We start from the raw sequence: 17,377 nt of genomic DNA, 5'->3' as shown, positions 1-17,377 counted from the left end.
GCGTCCGCTCGACGGCGATCCTCGCTCTGCCAGGATGACCGGCATGGCACCACGGACACGCGCGGAGGCACTGTCCCGCGAGCGCATCGTCGAGGCCGCCGTCGAAATCCTCGACGCGGCGGGCGAGCGCGGGCTGACCTTCAAGAGGCTGACCGAACGCCTCGCCACCGGCCCCGGCGCGATCTACTGGCACGTGCCGAACAAGGGCGCGCTGCTGGACGCCGCGACCGGGTCCGTCATCGCCGCCGCGCTGAGCGTCGGGGCCGGCGGCTCACCGGAGGACGAGATCCGGGCAATCGGGCTCGGTCTGTTCGAAGCGATCGAGCGGCACCCGTGGCTTTCCCCGCAGCTCGCCCTCCAGCTTTCCCGTAGCCCTCGTGGCTCGGTGACCCCGCGCATCTTCGAAGGCATCGGACAGCGGGTCAGCGCGCTGGGCATCCCCGAAACCACCTGGTTCACGGCGACCTCGGCACTGGTGCACTACATCTTCGGCGCCGCAGGCCAGAACGCGGCGAACTCCCAGGTGGCCGGGCCAGGGGTGGACCGCGCCGAATTCCTCCACGCGGCCGCGAACGCCTGGGAAGGGCTCGATCCCGGCGAGTTCCCCTTCCTCCGGGCCGTCGCCGCCGAGGCCCGCGAGCACGACGACCGGGCGCAGTTCCTCACCGGGATCGAGCTGATCCTCGCCGGGATGACCGGCGCCGGTGGATCGCGGCGACCATGACCGCGAACACCGCGCCGAGGAAGGTCAAGTCCACGGCCGGGACCCAGCGCACCTCGCCGCCTTTGAGGACGTACGCGCCGACAGGCCGCGCGGCGAGGATGAAACCGCCACCCTCGCCTTCCTTGTCCTGCTCGGCGCCGTGGCCGCCACCTCCGCCGCCGATCACGCTCGCGGCCGGGATGACCACGACGCCGTCCTTCTCCACGGGCTCGCCGTAGACGCGCCGGACGGTGAGGTTGTCACGCATGACGCCGACGACCTTTTCGAGTCCCATCGAGGTCAGCCTTCCTGAGGCAGCGCCGACATCACTTCGGACACCGGGCGCAGATGTTCCTCCAGCAGCCGCGACGCCTCTTTGACGTCATGGGCGTCCAGGGCGGCGACCAGCGCCCGGTGTTCCTCGTTGATCACCGTCAGCCGCTCCGGGCGCGCTTCCAGCGCGCGGACCGTGACCCGCTGCTGCCGTGAACGGAGCGTGTCGTACAGCTCGGTCAGGACGGTGTTGCCCGCGGCGTTCACGATGGCGCGGTGGAACCGCCGGTCGAACCCCGAAACGGCGAACCAGTCGCGTTCGGCGCCGGAGCTCACCATCGCGTCGATGAGTTCCGGCAGTTCGGCGGGAGCGCCCGCCCGGTTCGCGCAGAGCGTGGCGATGGCGTGCCCTTCGATCAGCCGCCTGCTCTGGTAGACCTCTTCCAGTTCCCTGGAGGTCACCGTGCGCACCTGGGCGCCCTTGCGGGGCAGGAGGCTGATGAACCGCTCGGCGGCCAGGCGGTGGAACGCCTCGCGCACCGGTGTCCTGGACACCCCGACGACACCGGAAACCCACATCTCGTCGAGGAAGCGGCCGCCTTCCAGCTCGCCCGAGATGATTCCGTCGCGCAGCCACGTGTAGACCCGCTCGCGCGCCGGGCCGCCCCCTTCGGCGGTCACAGTCATCTCGTTCCCCCTCTATTCCGTCACTTTCCGCGACAGAGCCTACACCTGGACCAGCCAAGTATCCATCATGTATACAAGAGTTCCACTGATTGGAAGGGGTCCCATGGTGCACGTCGCGGTGGCGCAGTTCGCGCCCGGCAACGATAAAGAGGCCAACCTCGCCCGAGTCGCCTCCCTCGTCGGCGAAGCGGCCGACCGCGGTGCGCGGGTGGTCGCCCTGCCCGAGTACTCGCTGTTCACCGTACCGACGATGAGCCGGGAATTCGTGACCTCGGCCGAAGAACTCGACGGGCCGTTCGTCACGGAGTTACGCGGCCTCGCGAAGGACCGGCAGATCACCGTCGTCGCGGGCATCAACGAAGCGCTCCCCGGCGGCGAGCGGATCTCGAACACGCTGGTCGCGGCCGGTCCCGACGGCGCGATCGCCGCGCTCTACCGCAAGCTGCACCTGTACGACGCCTTCGGTTTCCGCGAATCGGAACTGGTCCGGCCCGGCGACATCGAAGCGCCGGAGACGTTCGAGGTCGACGGGATCACCTTCGGTCTCCAGACCTGCTACGACCTGAGGTTCCCGGAGGTCACCCGTCGTCTGGTCGACGCGGGCGCGGATGCGGTGCTGCTGCCCGCGGAGTGGATGCCCGGCCCGCTCAAGGAGGACCACTGGACCACCCTGGTCCGGGCCAGGGCGATCGAGAACACGATCTACCTCGTCGCGGCGGGGCAGGCCGCGCCGGCGGGTTCGGGGCACAGCATGATCGTCGACCCGATGGGCGTCGTCGTCGCCTCGCTCGGCGAGCGGACGGGCACCGCGACCGGCGAGGTCTCCGCCGAGCGGATCTCCGAGGTACGCGCCAAGAACCCGGCGCTGCAGCTGCGCCGGTTCGCCGTCACCCCGAAGTCCTGAGTATCTTCTGACCCGGAGGTCCGTTCGTGAAGACACGCCCTCGGGCGTGGTGACGCGGCTTCCGTTCGCCTGGGTGCCGGGTGGCCGCCCGGCACCCAGGCTCGTTTCACGGCACCAGCAGTCCCCAGTGGACGGCCCACGGGACGAACAGCACGGTCCCTGCCAGCAGCAGGCCGACCCGGACTCCCCCGCGTTCCTTCTTCCGCCACCACGAAACCGCGGTCGCCGCCGCGGCGGCGACGACTCCGGCCGCGACCAGCTGCAGCGCGAGCCACGGCAACGTCCGTCCCAAAAGGACCGGACCCGGCGCCATCGCCGCCCCCGTCGTCAGCACGACGTAGTAGACGAGGAATCCCACCGTCCCGAGCAGGCCGGCCGACGCCAGCCAGCGTGCGGGCCTGGCGAGCGGAACCTCCTTACGACGGCGGAACAACGCCGTCACCGGGTAGGCCGCGAACGCCAGCAACGCCAGCGCCCAGACCCCGATCTGCAGCCACGGCGCCTCGTACCAGGCGAGCGGTGCCAGCGCGGAGCTCTGGCTCGCCTGGACCGGCGGCGGGTCGGCCGACGGCCCTTCTTTCGCCCCGTTCACCCAGTTCGCGACGAGATCGAGGTAGCCGGGAGCGAACCCGTCGAGCTTGTCGAAACCATCGGTCGTCCGCCGGAGCCCGTGCTGGGCCTGTGGGAACACCTTCAGCGTGTACTGCCGGTTTCCGGCCCGGTCCAGCGTCTCCCGGAAGATCCGGACGGCCTCGCCGGGCGGGGTGAGCCGATCCAGTTCACCCCAGAGGCCGAGCACCGGCTGACGCACCTTCTCCAGCACCGGGACCGGGTCGTATCCGGCCTCGGGGAACACGCCCGCGCCCGCGAGGGTGCGCATGTTCGTCGACGACACCATGTCCACCATCGAACCGGTGACCCCGCCGCGGCGCAGATAGGTCTCGAAGGCCCACGACTGCTGACGATCGGGTGAAACGCCGTTGGCGCCGACCGTGACCACGAATCCGACGTCCTTCGACTTCGACGCCGCCAGCGGCGCGACCCAGCCTCCCTCGCTCAAACCCCACACGCCGACCCGGGCCGGATCCACTCCGGGATGTGAACGCAGCGCCTGGACGGCGGCGAGAGCGTCGTCGGCCAAGACCGAGTAGTCCCGTTCGAACAGCGAATAGCCCTCGGTCCGCTTGTCGTAGATCAGGGTCGCGATCCCCGCCTTGGCGAAGGATTCCGCCTCGGCGCGATAGTCGTCCCGGTCGTGTTCGCCGGATCCGTGCACCATGACGATGCCTGGAGCCGGACCGCCGCCCGCCGGCGCGACCACAGTTCCCCGCAAGGTGACCCCGTGACTGGTGAACGAGACTTCGCCGTCCGGAGCCGCGGCGGGCAGCGGTGACGAGACCGCCACGACGGCCGCGAGCAAGGCGGCGATCATCGCCTGCTCACCCGGACGACCTCCAGCGACGGCGACGAGAGGATGTCCTTCTCGCAGTACCGTTCGGTGACCCATCGCTTCCGCGAGTACAGCTCCGTCTGGTCGCTGTGGTGCGCGGACTCCGGGTTCGCGGACTGCGAGTAGGTCATCAGCGTCGTCGTGTCCGGGCAGCCGGTCCCGTTGAACGCCACGACGTGCAGATACGTCCCGCCGTGCGTGAACTCGGTGTAGCCATGGGCCGGATCCCAAGGGCCGCCCAGGGAGTCGTAGACACCACGCCCGGCGGTTCCGCCGCCCAGCGGGATCTTCCGGCCGTCACGGACGACGTAGTGGTTGTCGCCGTACGGCGCGTCGAGCGGGATCTTCGCCGCTCGCAGCTCCGCGACGGCATCGGAAAGCGCCTTGCGGATCGCCGCGTTCCCCGTGTCGAGGGTGTTCGGCGTGTGGACCGGATCCTTGGCGTCGAACGGGATCTTCCAGATCGACGGCCCCATGCGATCGACGAGTGCCCAGAACCGGTCGAACAGCAGCGCGCCCCGGCTGTCCGCGTCCGAACGGCCGTCCCAAGCCGCCAGCGCGGCGCACGCGGCCTCCATTCCCGGCATCGTGCGGCACATCGCGACGACGTCGGCCCGGACGAGTTCGGCGGCGTGGTCCCGGTGCGAGAACATCAGGTCCCGCATCGCTTGCCCGGTGAAGCCGCCCTTCTTCAGCTGATCGGCGATCTCGACGAAGCCGCCCCGCGTCCGCATGTTCTGTTCGTAGCGGACCGGTCCCACGATCCGGGGGAAACCGGCCTTCGGCGCCGCGGGATTCGGCAGCCAGTAGCTGTCGTTCGAGTTCGCCACGTAGTCGGTGCGGCTCAGGCTCGGCAGGCTGGACGGGCCGAAGACGCCCGGCCTCAGCGCATCGCGATCCCGGCCCCACGCGCAGGCAGTCTTCGAGCCGTCGAGCACCGCGACCCCGTCGGCATCGAACAGTTCCTTACCCAGCGGGGTGTTGCAGCGCGCCGCCTTCTCGTCGGTGACGTGCGGGACCCCGTGGATCTGGCTGAACTCCACCCGGCCGCGGTCGTCGGTGGCGAGGATGTTCATCCACGGCAGCCCCTGTGTCTCGCGGACCGCGCCGATCATCTCCCCCGCCGTCCGGCCGCGGGCGATCGCGAACATCGAGTTCGTCATCCCGAGGTTCGTGGCGTTGGCGTCCGCGATGGCGTACGCGGCCGACGCCGTCCACGGCAGTTCCCGCTGCCCGAGCCTGGTCGTCACCGGCCCGTACCGAGTAGTCCACTGTGGACGCACGATCCGTTCCAGAGTGCCGTCCGCCTTGCGCGACAGGACACTCACGTCGTGGCGGCGCATCCGCTCGGGCTTCCCGTCGACCAGATACGTCGTCGGCGAACCGGGCACGAGCTTCAGCTCGAACAGCGTGTACGTACGCGTGGTGTCGGTCGCGGTCCCGCTCCAGGCGGCGGTTTCGTTGTGTCCCAGCCACATGAGCGGAATACCGGGGATACCGGCGCCACTGACGTTCAGCTTGCCGGGCAGCGTCATCTGCGACTGCCACAGCCTGGTCCCGCTCAGCTGCCACGGCAGGTGCGGGTTGGCCAGCGAGACACCACGTCCGTTCGCCGACGCGGCCGAACCGATCGCGATCGCGTTGCTGCCGATCCCGGTCTCCCCGAGCATCTGTTCGGTACCGCCGCCCGACGGCGGGGCACCCGGCAGTGACGCGGTGATCGAGTCCGCGACACCGCCCTGTCCGAAGATCATGCCGACCGCGTGGGCGTGCCGGTGGACGTCGAGTTCGGTGATCGGCTTCAGCCAGCCGGCGCCCCGGCAGGCCGGATCGGTGATCTCACCGGTGCGCAGGTACTTGTTGACCCCCTCGACGTACCCGCGGATCAGTTCGCGGACCTCCCGGTACGGCCCGCGCGGCGCGGGCGCCGAAAGGAGCCGCTCGATCACCCCGCTGTCGTTCAGGCCTTGGAAGTACAGGTCGCTCGCGAGGTTCGTGCTCGCCTGGCTCACCCCGCTCGTCGGCGGCGCGTCGGGCCCCAGCCAGCGGGAACGCTCGGCCCGCGTCGTGACCGCGACGTCCGCGATCGCGCAGATGTTGTCCTTGGCCGCGGCGAACCCCTGCCCGAAGCCCAGGTCCGCCCAGTCGTTCGCGACGATATGCGGGATGCCGTATTCGGTGTAGCGGATGGTGGCGTCCGGCCGGGATACCCCGTCCGGCGGTTGCGCGGCCGTCGCGGTCCCCGCCGCGAGCAGGCCCGCCGCGGCGCAGACGGCCGCGATCCTCTTCCAGAGCAGCATGCTGCTCCCCCTTGTCTGTGGAGTCGTTCGTGAAGACACGCCGTCCGGCGTGGTGACGCGTTACCGGTGGTCGAGTGGCCGCTCTCCCACCGGTTTCTCACTTCCCTTCCCTCACCTCCCCGTCGGCGTCCGGGAACGCCGTCCAGCGCACGAGCACCTTCCGCGCGTCCGGCCCGGGTTCCGGCCGCCAGTAGCGGCGCAACAGGTCCAGGTACTCGTCGAAGAACTCCTTCAGCTCTTCGAGGTTCAGATAGACCGAGCCGCGGGAGAACACCAGCGCGTCACCCCATTCGCCCAGCTCACCGCGCCGCTCGAGGAAACGCGCCAGCTGTTCGAGGTCTTCGGTGAACGCGGCGCGCTGCGCCTCGTCGAACACGGCGCGCATCTCGTCGTTCTGCTCGCTGTGCCGGGGCCAGCGGATGTCGCGTGGCCGGGCGCGCCACCAGCGCTCCTTGCCGTGCGCGAGCTCCGGTGCCTCGTCGACGAAGTCGTACTTCGCCAGTTCCCGCAGGTGGTAGCTGGTCGCGCCCGAACTCTCCCCCAGTTCTTTGGCCAGCTTCGTCGCCGTCGCGGGTCCGCGGCCCAGCGCCTCCATGATCCGGCGGCGCAGCGGGTGCATCACCGCCTTGAGCACGGCGGCGTCGGCGATCTCTTCGGGCGGCGGCGGACCGGTCATGGCACCAAGGTAGCCGTGCAAAGGAGATTGTGCAAAGGTTTCTTTGCACGCGGTTCAGACCACCCCCCGCGGAGCGGTCGAGGATTCTGCTGACGTTTCGGTGAACTCAGCGTGAAATTGACAACTTCACTACGAAGGTCTTGTGCCGGGCGGACGAAAACTCGACAGGTTCGCGGGTTTTTCGTTGCGTCGTCCCCGAAATTCGGTTGTATCGGATAGTTTTGCCCGGAGTCGACCTAGCGGGAGAGAACATGCCGAAGCACCGCCCTCGACAGACGGACAAGTTGTCCGCCCGGCACCGGACGGCCTTCGCGCTCGCCGGTGGCGCGCTCGCCGTCCTGCCCGCGGTCACCGCGTCGGCGGGCCCTGACGCCCCGGTCGCCGCGCCGAAACCGGCCGCACCGCAGAACCAGGCCGCGGCCTGGCAGCCGCCCGCGGGCACGGTCCCGGAGATCGCCGTCGACGGCAGCCTCCCCCAGCCGCCCACGCCGGACCCGCTGACCGTCCCCGGCCACAGCGGCAACGTCGGCGGCGCGTTCGCGCCGTCGGGCGCGCTCGGCATCCCCGCCAGCATGATGAAGGCGTACAAGAACGCGGCCGACATCCTCGCGAAGGAACTGCCCGGCTGCCACATCGACTGGGCTTTGATCGCGAGTATCGGCCGCATCGAGTCCAATCACGCACGCGGCGGTTACGTCGACGCGAAGGGCGACACCCTCGAACCGATCCTCGGCCCGCAGCTCAACGGCGCCGGGCCGTTCGCCGCCATCTCCGACACCGACGGCGGCAAGTACGACGGCGACACGGTGTGGGATCGCGCCGTCGGCCCGACGCAGTTCATCCCGTCGACGTGGAAGGGCTACGCCTCCGACGGCAACGGCGACGGCGAGTCCAACCCGAACAACATCTACGACGCGACGCTCGCCTCGGGCCGGTACCTCTGCTCCGGCGGCGTCGACCTGACGTCCGAGCAGACGCAGCGTGTCGCCGTGTACCGCTACAACCACTCGCTGTCCTATGTGGACACCGTGATCCGATGGGCGGTCGCCTACCGCGGCGGCGTCGCGACCACGCCGGACAGCCAGGTGCCCGTCGGCGCTCCCGACTCGCCGGACGTCGCCGCCGGCACGCCCGGCGGCGAGGTCCCGGTGCCGACCCTGCCCGGCGCTCCCCCGCCCGGCACGACCACGCCGCCGCCGACCTCCCAGCCCGGCACGTCGCTCCCGCCGAGCAGCACCACACCGCCGAGCAGCACGTCGCCCTCGAAGCCGACCAGCACCCCGCCTTCGTCGACGCCTCCCTCGTCGACACCGCCTTCGAGCACGCCTCCGCCCTCGACGACGCCTCCTCCGTCCAGCACGTCTTCCGCGCCGCCGGCCTCGACCCCGGCCGAGAACACCGGTGAGACGAGCCCGACCAGCACGACCGCTTCCCCGACCCCGTAACGCCTCGTGAGTGGTAAGGACGGTTACAACCGTCCTTACCACTCACGAGGCCGAGCGCCCGGAATGCCCCGAGGACCGGCCGCGTTATCGCTTCTCGTAGCTCACCAACCGAGAGAAGCGAGACACGGATGTCGTCTTTCGTCATGACCGCCGAAGAACGGGAAGCCTTCCTGAGCGAGGTCCACATCGGGGTCTTGGCCGTGGAGCGGGAAGGCCGGGCCCCGCTGGCCGTGCCGGTCTGGTACGACTACGAGCCCGGCGGCGAACTCCTGATCTGGATGGACGGCGGTTCGGTCAAGGACAAGGCGATCAAGAAGGCGGGCAGGCTCAGCCTGGTCGCGCAGACGGAGAACTTCCCCTACAAGTACGTGACGGCCGAGGGTCCGGTCATCGCGAACGACACGCCCCCGACCCGGGAGCAGGCGCTGAAGATCGCGCACCGCTACCTGCCCGGCGAAGAGGGCACGAAGTACGTCGACGGCGCGCTCAGCGAAAACTCCGTGCTGGTCCGCGTCCGGCCGGAGAAATGGCTGAGCAACGACCAGAGCAAGGCCTGACCGCATGACGGTGTCCCGGCGGGAGGCCCGCCGGGACACCGTCGTCAGCCCGCGATCGGTTCGAACTCGACGACGCTGTCGAGCGCCTTGCCCATCGCGGCGTTCCCTTCGCGTTCGATCATGATCTCCACCAGCACCGGCCGCGACGTCCGCTCGGCCTCCTTGCGCGCCCACTCCAGTGACGTCCGGATCTCGCCCGGTTCGGTGACGCGGGTGCCGGAGCAGCCGTAGGCCTCCATGACCTTCACGTTGTCCGTGCCGATCTTGTCGTAGTGGATGTCGACCTCGAAGTTCATCTCGTAGCCGGTCTCGGCCTGCCGGATGAGCCCGAGGTACTCGTTGTTCAGCATGATCAGCACGAACCCGACGTCGTACTGCGCGGCGACCGCCAGCTCCTCGACCAGGAACTGGAACGAGTAGTCCCCGACGACGCCGACGACCTCGGCCTCCGGTTTCGCCTTCTTGACCCCGATCGCCGCCGGGATCTCCCAGCCGAGCGGTCCGGCCTGGCCGCACACCTGATAGTGCCGCGGCTTGTGCGCGCGCTGGAACTGCCCGGACCAGATCTGATACAGCCCGATCGCGGTGACGAAGTAGGCGTCCTCGCCGTAGAACTCGTTGATCTCCTTGAAGACCCGGGGCGCCTTGATCGGCGTGTCCTCGAAGTCCTCACGTCGCGGCAGGCTCTCCTTGAGCTCGCCGATCCGCCGCGGCCACGCCCGATCCCGCGCCGGGGAACGCTTCGACGCCGCCTCGATCAGCGCGTCCAGGAAGGCGCCCGTGTCCGAGACGATGCCGAGATCCGGCCCGAACACCTTGCCCAGTTGCGTCGGCTCGATGTCGACGTGGATGAACTTCCGGTTCCCGCGGTAGACGTCGAGGTCACCGGTGTGCCGGTCGCCGAACCGCGCGCCCAGCGCCAGCACCAGATCCGCTTCGAGGAACGCCGCGTTCGCCCAGCGCTGCGAGGTCTGGATCCCCGCCATGCCGGCGAACAGTTCGTGGTCCTCGGGGAAGGTCCCCTTGCCCATCAACGTCACGCCGACCGGGACACCGAGCAGTTCGGCCGCGGTGCGCAGCCGGTCGCTCGCGTCGCCGAGCACCACGCCGCCACCGGCGAGGATCAGCGGTCGTTCGGCGGCGAGCAGCAGGTCCAGCGCTCGCTCGACCCTGGCGGGCGACGGCGTCGCCTTCGTGACCGGCAACGGCGAGTCGATACTGGAGTCCCACTCGATCTCCTGCCGCTGGACGTCGATCGGCAGGTCGATCAGCACCGGCCCCGGGCGGCCGGACCGCGCGATCCGGAACGCCTCACGGAACACCCACGGCAGCTGGGCCGCCTCCTTGACCTGCACGGCCCATTTCGTCACCGGTTTGGCGATCTCGACGATGTCGACGGCCTGGAACGCCTCGGTGTGCAGCTTCCGCGAATCGGCCTGCCCGGTGATGCACAGGATCGGGATCGAGTCGGCCTGGGCGGTGTAGAGACCGGTGATCATGTTCGTCCCGGCGGGCCCGGAGGTACCGATCGCGACGCCGACGTTGCCGGTGGTCCTCGCCCAGCCGTCGGCCATATGGGTCGCGCCCTCTTCGTGGCGCACGATCAGGTGCTCGATCCCGCTGTCCTGCATCGCGTGGTACAGCGGGAGGATCGCGGCGCCGGGGCAGCCGAACGCGGTGTCGACGCCCTCACTGACCAGGACGTCGACGACGGCCTGCATGGCGGGGATTCTTGGCATGCGTCACTCCTTGTTTTCCGCGCCGGACAGCGTTTCGACGACCTTCAGCAGTGCGGAGTGATCGAGCGAGCCGTGGCCCATCGCCCGTCCGGCGGCGACGAGCTGGGCGACCAGCCCGGTGAGCGGTAGCGCGACATCCGCCTGCCTGGCGGCGGCGAGCGCGATGCCCATGTCCTTGTGGTGCAGATCGATCCGGAAGCCCGGCGCGAACTCCCGCGCCACCATGGACTTCCGCTTCAGTTCGAGGATCCGGCTGCCCGCGAGGCCGCCCGCGAGGACGTCCAGCCCGACACCGGCGTCCACGCCGGAGGCTTCGAGCAGCACGATGGCCTCGGCGATCAGCGCGTAGGTTCCGCCGACCACCAGCTGGTTCGCGGCCTTGACGACCTGGCCTGCGCCGTGCGGTCCGACGTGGACGATCGTCTTGCCGACCGATTCCAGGATCGGGAGCGCCGCGGCGAAGTCCTCGCCGTCGCCACCGACCATAATGGACAGTGAAGCCTGCTCGGCTCCGGCCTGGCCACCGGAAACGGGCGCGTCCAGCACCCGGATCTCCCGTTCGGCCGCCCGCTCGGCCACCTCGATGGAGGTCTCCGGCCGGATGGTACTCATGTCGATCAGCAGGGTGCCCGGTTTCGCCGACTCCAGCACCCCGCCCGCCGCGAGCACGACGGCCTCGACCTGCGGGTGGTTCGGCAGCATGGTGATGACGACCTCCGCGTCCGCCACGGCGTCCGTCACCCCGTTCGCGGCCCGGCCGCCCGCGGCTTCCAGCCTCGCGAGCGCTTCGGCGTTCGTGTCGAATCCGCTCACCTCGTGGCCGGCGGCGACGAGATGTCCCGCCATCGGCCCGCCCATGATCCCCAGGCCGATGAATCCCAGCTTGGTCATGCCAGTCCCCTTCGTTCGAAAGGCAGCCACGACAGCGACTCCGCGCTCGGCCCGTCGGGTTTGTACTCCACGCCGACCTGCCCGCGGTAGCCCGCCGTCTGCAGCTTTTCCAGGTATCCCTCGATGTCCAGCGTTCCGGTCCCCGGCTGGTGGCGCCCTGGGGCATCGGCGATCTGTACGTGGCCGATCCGTCCGGTGTGGACGGTGGTGACCGTGTCGAGGTCGTCACCGTTGACCGCCAGGTGGTACAGGTCGGCCAGCAGCTTCACGTTGTCCCGCCCGAGTTCGTCGAGCACCTTCAGTACGTCGTCCGCGGTCTTGAGCGGGTACTTCTCCGCCCCCGACAACGGCTCCAGGACGATCTCCGCGCCGATGCGCGCGGCCGCGTCCGACGCGAGCGCCAGATTCGAGAGGCCGAGCTTGTCCTGCGCGGCCGGATCCGCGCCGTCGATCCGGTTGCCGTAGAGCGCGTTGAACCGGCGGCAGCCCAGCCGCTCGCCCAGGTCGATCGCCGAGGCGATGCCGCGGGCGAACTCGTCCTCACGACCGGGCCAGGTGACCAGGCCGCGATCGCCGCCCGCCATGTCACCGGGGAAGAAGTTCAGCCCGGTCACCGCGACGCCCGCCCGCTCGACCGACGCCACGAAGGCGTCGACCTCGGCGGCGTCCGGCACCGGCGTCTCGAACGGCCACCAGTACTCGACCGCGGTGAAGCCCGCCGCGCGCGCCGCCTCCGTACGGTCGAGCAGCGGCAACTCGGTGAAGACCAGCGACAGGTTCAGCACGTAGGGCAGCGTGTGGCGCGAACCGGCAAGATCAGCCATCAAAACCTCAGTTATTTCGCTATGCGGAAACTTTCTTTCGTATATCGAGAATAGCCCGCTGACCTGTCCTCGGTCAACGGGCTTGTGCCGGGGTGAAGACGCGCGCGTGTCGCGTTCGGGTAGGCGGTCGGGCGCCTGGCGCTGATGTCCCGAAAGCCACTTTCGGGACATCAGAGGTCGCGAAAGTGGCTTTCGCGGCACGCGCGCCGCCGCCGCGGGGCATGTCACGATCGGCCCGCACCCTGCCCCAGCGACGCGTTGCGAAAGCCACTTTCGCAACCTTCAACGTTGCGAAAGTGGCTTTCGCGGCACGCCACCTGGCGCCGCTCACGACCTCAGCGGTTCTGGACGTGCTGCCAGCCGAAGCGGCCCTTGATGCAGAGGTTCCCGTGGGTCACCGAACTCTCGTGCGGTGAGGTGACCTTGACGATCTCGTTGTCCTGGACGTGCAGGGTGAGATTGCACCCCACGCCGCAGAACGTGCAGACGGTGGTCGTCGCGGTCTGCCGCGACTCGTCCCAGGTCCCGTCCTCGCGCTTGTCGTGCTCACGTTTGAAGCTCAGCGCACCGGTCGGGCAGACTTCGATGCAGTTTCCACAGTAGACACACGCGCTGTCCGGCAGCGGGTTCGCGAACTCCGTCGAGATCCGCGCGTCGAAACCCCGTCCCGCCATGGTGATGGCGAAGGTGTTCTGCCACTGCTCACCGCACGCGTCGACGCACTTGTAGCACTGGATGCATTTCCCGTAGTCGCGGACGTACAGCTCATTGTCCACTTTGACCGGCTGGCGTACCGTCGCCGCCGTCATCCCGTCCGGGATCTCGTGCTCTCCCGGGCGGCGCTCGTCCCGGTCTTCCGCCGGCGGCGCGGGCGGCCCGAAACGTTCGGGTGCCGCACCGCTTTCGGCCATCCAGTCCGCGACGCCGGGAGTGGTGGACAGATCCGTCGCCGAGCCGAGGAGTTCGAGCACCACCTTGCGGCTGAGCCGCGTCCGATCGGTCTCGGTCCGCACCACCATGCCCGGTTCCGCCTTACGGGAGCACGACGGCACGAGCGTGCGCGAACCTTCGACCTCCACCATGCAGACGCGGCAGGCGTTGGCCGGTTCGAGGGTGTCGCCGTAGCAGAGTGTCGGGATTTCCTTGCCCGCCGCGGTACACGCGTCGAGGATCGTGGAGCCCTCCGGAACCCGGACGGACGCACCGTCCACAGTGAACTCGACGAGCCGACGCGGGAGTCCTATCTCGACAATGGTCACGGCTGCTCCTCCAGTGCGCCAAGGCGGTCGATCGCCGACTCGATGGCGTTCCATGCGGTCTGGCCCAGCCCGCAGATGGACGAATCACGCATCACCTGCCCGACCTCACGCAGCACCACGAGGTCGTCCCCACCCGTACCGGGCTTGCGTCCGCCGACGATCCGGTGCAGCGCCTCCTCCTGCCGCACGGTCCCGATCCGGCACGGCACACACTGCCCGCACGACTCGTCCCGGAAGAACGCCGCGATCCGCAGCAGGAACCCGCCGAGGTCGGCCTGATCGTCCAGCATCAGCACGACACCCGAACCGAGGGTGGTGCCCGCCGCGCGGGCGTCCTCCATGGTCAACGGCAGGGTGGTTTCGTCCGGGCGCACGAAACCACCCGCTGCGCCGCCGAGCAGGATCGCCCGCAATTCGCGGCCCGCCGGCACTCCCCCGCCCAGGTCGATCAGTTCACCCAGCGTCGTCCCGAACGGCACCTCGTACACGCCGGGGCGCCGGACGTTGCCGGACAGGCAGAACAGTTTCGGTCCGGACGAGCGTTCGGTCCCGATACGGCGGTAGGCCTCGCCGCCCTCGGTGAGGATGAGCGGAACGTTGACCAGGGTCTCGACGTTGTTCACCACCGTCGGCTTGCCGAACAGCCCCTTCTCCACCGGGAACGGCGGTTTGGTCCTCGGCTCACCACGGAAGCCTTCGATTGAGTTGAAGATCGCCGTTTCCTCGCCGCAGATGTAGGCGCCCGCACCCCGCCTGATCTCGATGTCGAACGAGAAACCTCGACGCCCCATGATGTCCTCGCCCAGGAACCGTCGTTCGCGGGCGATGTCGATGGCGTTGCGCAGCACCCTCAGCGCGCGTGGATACTCGCCGCGAAGATAGACGTAGCCCTTCTGCGCCCCGATGGCGAAAGCGGCGATCGTCATCGCCTCGACGAGCGCGAACGGGTCCCCCTCGATCAGCACCCGATCCTTGAACGTGCCCGGTTCGCTTTCGTCGGCGTTGCAGACGAGGTACCGCGTTCGCACCGGTTGCCTGGCGGTGGCGTCCCATTTCCGGCCGGTCGGGAACGCCGCCCCGCCGCGGCCCATCAGCCCCGAGTCGGTCACCTCGCGGATGACCCCGGCCGGTCCGAGCAGCAATGCGTTCCTCAGCGCCGCGTATCCACCGGAAGCCCGGTAGGCGTCGAGGCTCTCCGGGTCGACGACGCCGACGCGACGCAACAGGCGTAGCCCCGGCTCGCCTTGCTGGGGCACCGATACCGGCGGTTCGTCCCTTTTGGACGTTCTACGGGCGAAGTCGCCCGGCGTGGCCGGAGCGAGGACTCGGTACTCAGCGGGGTCGCCCGCCTCGAAGTCCAGCGCGGCGGGGGCTCGTTCGCAGACACCCAGGCACGGACTGCGATGCCACTCGTGCCCCGCCGCGTCGGCGGCTCCGGTCAGCGCCTCCGCACCGTTGACCCGGCACGCCAGGTCCGTGCAAACGTGGAGAACACGCGGTGGCCGCTCCTTGAGCGAGAACAACGCGTAGAAGCTCGCCACACCGTACGCCTCGGCCGGAGGGACGTTCAGCCGTCGGCAGATGTGGTTCAGCGCTCCCTGGCTGACCCAGCCGATCCTGTCGTTCACGGCGTGCAACGCGGGAAGCAGCTGATCGCGGCCTCCCGCGCCGAGCGCGTCGACCGCGGCCCGCTCGATGTCCGTCGGTTCGGCGTTCAGGAAGCGCAGGTCCATTCCGGACTCCTCACACGGTGGCGGACAGCTTCTCGACCCGGATCGCGGCGGCCTTGTACTCGGCCGTGCCCGCGACCGGGCAGGTCGCCTCGATGGTGATGACGTTGACGTCGATCTCGTCCGGGAAGTGGAAGGTCATGAACGCCAGCCCGGGGCGCAGTCCCTCGTCGATCCGGACCGGCGCCTCGATCTCGCCACGACGGGAGGAGATCCGCACGACCTCGTCCTCGACGACGCCGAGTGCGGCGGCATCGGCCCGGCACAGGTCGAGTGTCTCCCCGCGACGCAGTGGCGAGGGGAACCCGCCGGACTGGACACCGGTGTTGTAGGAATCCAGCCGCCTGCCGGTGGTCAGCCGGATCGGGAAGTCGTCGGTGAGCAGATCCACCGGCGGGCTGTGCGCGATCACGGTGAACGGCGCCGGGCGGCCGCGTTTCACCGGATCCTCCTCCCAGAGGCGGCCGTGCAGGAAGGTCGGCTCGAGTTCGTCCTCGCGGAAGCACGGCCATTGGATGCCGCCGAGCTCCTCCAACCGCGCGTAGCTCATGCCCGCGTGCATCGGTGACAGCGTCCGGAGCTCGTTCCAGACGTCCTCGCCACCCACGTAATTCCAGTCGTGGCCCAGGCGCCGGGCCAGTTCACACAGCAGCTGGATGTCGTCGCGAGCGCCCTCCGGCGGTTCGAGCGCCTTGCGGACGCGCTGGACCCGGCGTTCGCTGTTGGTGAAGGTGCCGTCGGATTCGCACCAGGCCGCCGAAGCCGGCAGCACGACGTCGGCCAGCCGCGCGGTCTTGGTGAGGAAGATGTCCTGCACCACCAGATGCTCCACATTGGACAGACGTTTGATCGTGTGCTCGCAGTCCGCCTCCGACTGCACCGGGTTCTCCCCGATGATGTAGACGCAGGTCAGCTCCCCGCGCTCCATCGCGTCGAGCATCTGGGTGAGGTTGAGGCCCTTGTGCGGCGGGATGGCGGAGCCCCACGCCGCGTCGAACTTCGCCCTGACGTCCGCGTCGAGGATGTTCTGGAATCCGGGCAGCCGGTCCGGGATCGCGCCCATGTCCCCGCCGCCCTGGACGTTGTTCTGCCCGCGCAACGGGTTCAGCCCGGCGCCGTACCGGCCGACGTGTCCGGCCAGCAGCGCGAGATTGATCAGGGACAGCACGTTGTCCGTGCCGTTGTGGTGTTCGGTGATCCCCAGCGTCCACGACAGCTGCCCGCGGTCCGCGCGGGCGTAGGTGTGCGCGAGTTCGCGGATCAGCTCGGCCGGGACGCCGGTGACCTCCTCGGCGGCCTCGAGTGTCCAGGGTTCGACCGAGGCGGCGAACTCGGCGAACCCCTCGGTGGCACGTTCGATGAAGGCGGTGTTGGCCAGTCCGGAGTGGATGATCTCGCGGGCGACCGCGTGCGCCAGCGGGATGTCCGTGCCGACGTGCAGCTGGAGCTGCCGGTGCGCCCAGCTCGCGGTGCTGGTCCGGCGCGGGTCGATGACGAACAGTTCGGCGCCGCGGTGGACGGCCTTGAGCACGTGCTGGAAGAAGATCGGATGCGCCTCGCGCGGATTGCCGCCCCAGACGACGATGACGTCGGCGTCCTCGATCTCCTGGTACGACGACGTCCCGCCGCCGCTGTCGAACACCCGCGCCAGCCCGGCGACACTCGGCGCGTGACAGGTGCGGTTGCACGAGTCGACGTTGTTCGTGCCGATCACCGCGCGCGTGAACTTCTGCGCCACGTAGTTCATCTCGTTGGTCGCCCTGGCACAGGAGAACATGCCGAAGGCCTCGGGCCCCTTGGTTTCGAGCGTGCGCCGGAACCCGGCGGCGGCGCGCTCCAGCGCCTCCTCCCAGCTCGCCGGGCGCAGCTCGCCCGAGTCGCGGACCAGCGGCTGGGTGAGGCGGACGTACGGTTCGGTGTTCCTGCGCTTCATCGGGTC

15 protein-coding genes are annotated in these 17,377 nt (G+C 69.4%); 4 read left to right on the top strand and 11 right to left on the bottom strand.

The window, feature by feature from the left end; all coding sequences use genetic code 11:
* Positions 1-43 precede the first annotated feature (43 nt).
* Complete coding sequence (locus NQK81_RS44295) at positions 44-724, top strand: TetR/AcrR family transcriptional regulator (protein WP_257486280.1); 681 nt, start codon at positions 44-46, stop codon at positions 722-724.
* On the opposite strand, the gene NQK81_RS44290 is transcribed toward NQK81_RS44295, so the two are convergent.
* Both NQK81_RS44290 and NQK81_RS44285 read right to left on the bottom strand, forming a co-directional pair.
* Positions 663-998, bottom strand: coding sequence for a sporulation protein (locus NQK81_RS44290; RefSeq protein WP_126737328.1), 336 nt, complete (start codon positions 996-998; stop codon positions 663-665). The two genes, NQK81_RS44295 and NQK81_RS44290, sit on opposite strands and share 62 nt — an antisense overlap.
* A gap of 5 nt (positions 999-1,003) precedes the next feature.
* On the bottom strand, positions 1,004-1,663 hold the full coding sequence (locus NQK81_RS44285; RefSeq protein ID WP_185927406.1) for a GntR family transcriptional regulator: 660 nt from the start codon (positions 1,661-1,663) through the stop codon (positions 1,004-1,006).
* A 103-nt stretch (positions 1,664-1,766) separates the two neighbouring features.
* Here NQK81_RS44285 and NQK81_RS44280 point away from each other — a divergent pair, with 103 nt between their 5' ends.
* Positions 1,767-2,567: a carbon-nitrogen hydrolase family protein gene (locus NQK81_RS44280; protein ID WP_034307677.1), complete on the top strand. Its 801-nt coding sequence runs from the start codon at positions 1,767-1,769 to the stop codon at positions 2,565-2,567.
* A 106-nt stretch (positions 2,568-2,673) separates the two neighbouring features.
* On the opposite strand, the gene NQK81_RS44275 is transcribed toward NQK81_RS44280, so the two are convergent.
* From NQK81_RS44275 to NQK81_RS44265, 3 genes are all read right to left on the bottom strand, one after another.
* Positions 2,674-3,999 (bottom strand): alpha/beta hydrolase family protein, encoded by a 1,326-nt coding sequence (locus NQK81_RS44275; protein WP_257486279.1) that lies wholly within the window; start codon positions 3,997-3,999, stop codon positions 2,674-2,676.
* On the bottom strand, positions 3,996-6,317 hold the full coding sequence (locus NQK81_RS44270; RefSeq protein ID WP_257486278.1) for a penicillin acylase family protein: 2,322 nt from the start codon (positions 6,315-6,317) through the stop codon (positions 3,996-3,998). Before NQK81_RS44270 ends, NQK81_RS44275 begins: the two co-directional genes overlap by 4 nt.
* A 97-nt stretch (positions 6,318-6,414) precedes the next feature.
* Positions 6,415-6,993: an ArsR/SmtB family transcription factor gene (locus NQK81_RS44265; protein ID WP_126737323.1), complete on the bottom strand. Its 579-nt coding sequence runs from the start codon at positions 6,991-6,993 to the stop codon at positions 6,415-6,417.
* Between the two features lie 251 nt (positions 6,994-7,244).
* Here NQK81_RS44265 and NQK81_RS44260 point away from each other — a divergent pair, with 251 nt between their 5' ends.
* Positions 7,245-8,438 (top strand): lytic transglycosylase domain-containing protein, encoded by a 1,194-nt coding sequence (locus NQK81_RS44260; RefSeq protein ID WP_257486277.1) that lies wholly within the window; start codon positions 7,245-7,247, stop codon positions 8,436-8,438.
* 128 nt (positions 8,439-8,566) lie between these two features.
* Positions 8,567-8,995 carry a pyridoxamine 5'-phosphate oxidase family protein gene (locus NQK81_RS44255; RefSeq protein ID WP_257486276.1) on the top strand — a complete coding sequence of 143 codons (429 nt, stop codon included), beginning with the start codon at positions 8,567-8,569 and terminating at the stop codon, positions 8,993-8,995.
* A gap of 44 nt (positions 8,996-9,039) precedes the next feature.
* On the opposite strand, the gene gcl is transcribed toward NQK81_RS44255, so the two are convergent.
* The 6 genes from gcl to NQK81_RS44225 all read right to left on the bottom strand — a co-directional run bounded on the left by gcl (position 9,040) and on the right by NQK81_RS44225 (position 17,371).
* Positions 9,040-10,716 carry a glyoxylate carboligase gene (gene gcl / locus NQK81_RS44250; RefSeq protein ID WP_443092904.1) on the bottom strand — a complete coding sequence of 559 codons (1,677 nt, stop codon included), beginning with the start codon at positions 10,714-10,716 and terminating at the stop codon, positions 9,040-9,042.
* A 21-nt stretch (positions 10,717-10,737) separates the two neighbouring features.
* Positions 10,738-11,625: a 2-hydroxy-3-oxopropionate reductase gene (locus tag NQK81_RS44245; protein ID WP_257486274.1), complete on the bottom strand. Its 888-nt coding sequence runs from the start codon at positions 11,623-11,625 to the stop codon at positions 10,738-10,740.
* On the bottom strand, positions 11,622-12,449 hold the full coding sequence (locus NQK81_RS44240) for a hydroxypyruvate isomerase family protein (RefSeq protein ID WP_257486273.1): 828 nt from the start codon (positions 12,447-12,449) through the stop codon (positions 11,622-11,624). Before NQK81_RS44240 ends, NQK81_RS44245 begins: the two co-directional genes overlap by 4 nt.
* Before the next feature lie 335 nt (positions 12,450-12,784).
* Complete coding sequence (locus NQK81_RS44235; RefSeq protein ID WP_257486272.1) at positions 12,785-13,708, bottom strand: 2Fe-2S iron-sulfur cluster-binding protein; 924 nt, start codon at positions 13,706-13,708, stop codon at positions 12,785-12,787.
* Entirely contained in the window at positions 13,705-15,441 is a 1,737-nt protein-coding gene (locus NQK81_RS44230; RefSeq protein WP_257486271.1) for an NADH-ubiquinone oxidoreductase-F iron-sulfur binding region domain-containing protein, read from the bottom strand. The genes NQK81_RS44235 and NQK81_RS44230 overlap by 4 nt, the downstream gene beginning before the upstream one ends.
* Positions 15,442-15,451: 10 nt before the next feature.
* The gene (locus NQK81_RS44225; RefSeq protein ID WP_257486270.1) at positions 15,452-17,371 is read right to left on the bottom strand and encodes a molybdopterin oxidoreductase family protein; all 1,920 of its coding nucleotides are present in this window, start codon (positions 17,369-17,371) and stop codon (positions 15,452-15,454) included.
* Positions 17,372-17,377: the final 6 nt, after the last annotated feature.

Source organism: Amycolatopsis roodepoortensis (assembly GCF_024628825.1).
Lineage (GTDB): Bacteria > Actinomycetota > Actinomycetes > Mycobacteriales > Pseudonocardiaceae > Amycolatopsis > Amycolatopsis roodepoortensis.
Note: the sequence above shows the minus strand (reverse complement) of the source record. Positions and strands in the feature narration are given on the sequence as shown.

Excerpts from the sequence above, each read along its gene's own strand:
- NQK81_RS44270 (WP_257486278.1), bottom strand. The coding sequence starts at position 6,317 with ATGCTGCTCTGGAAGAGGATCGCGGCCGTCTGCGCCGCGGCGGGCCTG.
- NQK81_RS44280 (WP_034307677.1), top strand. The coding sequence starts at position 1,767 with ATGGTGCACGTCGCGGTGGCGCAGTTCGCGCCCGGCAACGATAAAGAG.
- NQK81_RS44295 (WP_257486280.1), top strand. The coding sequence starts at position 44 with ATGGCACCACGGACACGCGCGGAGGCACTGTCCCGCGAGCGCATCGTC.
- NQK81_RS44225 (WP_257486270.1), bottom strand. The coding sequence starts at position 17,371 with ATGAAGCGCAGGAACACCGAACCGTACGTCCGCCTCACCCAGCCGCTG.
- NQK81_RS44240 (WP_257486273.1), bottom strand. The coding sequence starts at position 12,449 with ATGGCTGATCTTGCCGGTTCGCGCCACACGCTGCCCTACGTGCTGAAC.
- NQK81_RS44255 (WP_257486276.1), top strand. The coding sequence starts at position 8,567 with ATGTCGTCTTTCGTCATGACCGCCGAAGAACGGGAAGCCTTCCTGAGC.
- NQK81_RS44260 (WP_257486277.1), top strand. The coding sequence starts at position 7,245 with ATGCCGAAGCACCGCCCTCGACAGACGGACAAGTTGTCCGCCCGGCAC.
- gcl (WP_443092904.1), bottom strand. The coding sequence starts at position 10,716 with ATGCAGGCCGTCGTCGACGTCCTGGTCAGTGAGGGCGTCGACACCGCG.
- NQK81_RS44285 (WP_185927406.1), bottom strand. The coding sequence starts at position 1,663 with ATGACTGTGACCGCCGAAGGGGGCGGCCCGGCGCGCGAGCGGGTCTAC.
- NQK81_RS44290 (WP_126737328.1), bottom strand. The coding sequence starts at position 998 with ATGGGACTCGAAAAGGTCGTCGGCGTCATGCGTGACAACCTCACCGTC.
- NQK81_RS44245 (WP_257486274.1), bottom strand. The coding sequence starts at position 11,625 with ATGACCAAGCTGGGATTCATCGGCCTGGGGATCATGGGCGGGCCGATG.
- NQK81_RS44230 (WP_257486271.1), bottom strand. The coding sequence starts at position 15,441 with ATGGACCTGCGCTTCCTGAACGCCGAACCGACGGACATCGAGCGGGCC.
- NQK81_RS44265 (WP_126737323.1), bottom strand. The coding sequence starts at position 6,993 with ATGACCGGTCCGCCGCCGCCCGAAGAGATCGCCGACGCCGCCGTGCTC.
- NQK81_RS44275 (WP_257486279.1), bottom strand. The coding sequence starts at position 3,999 with ATGATCGCCGCCTTGCTCGCGGCCGTCGTGGCGGTCTCGTCACCGCTG.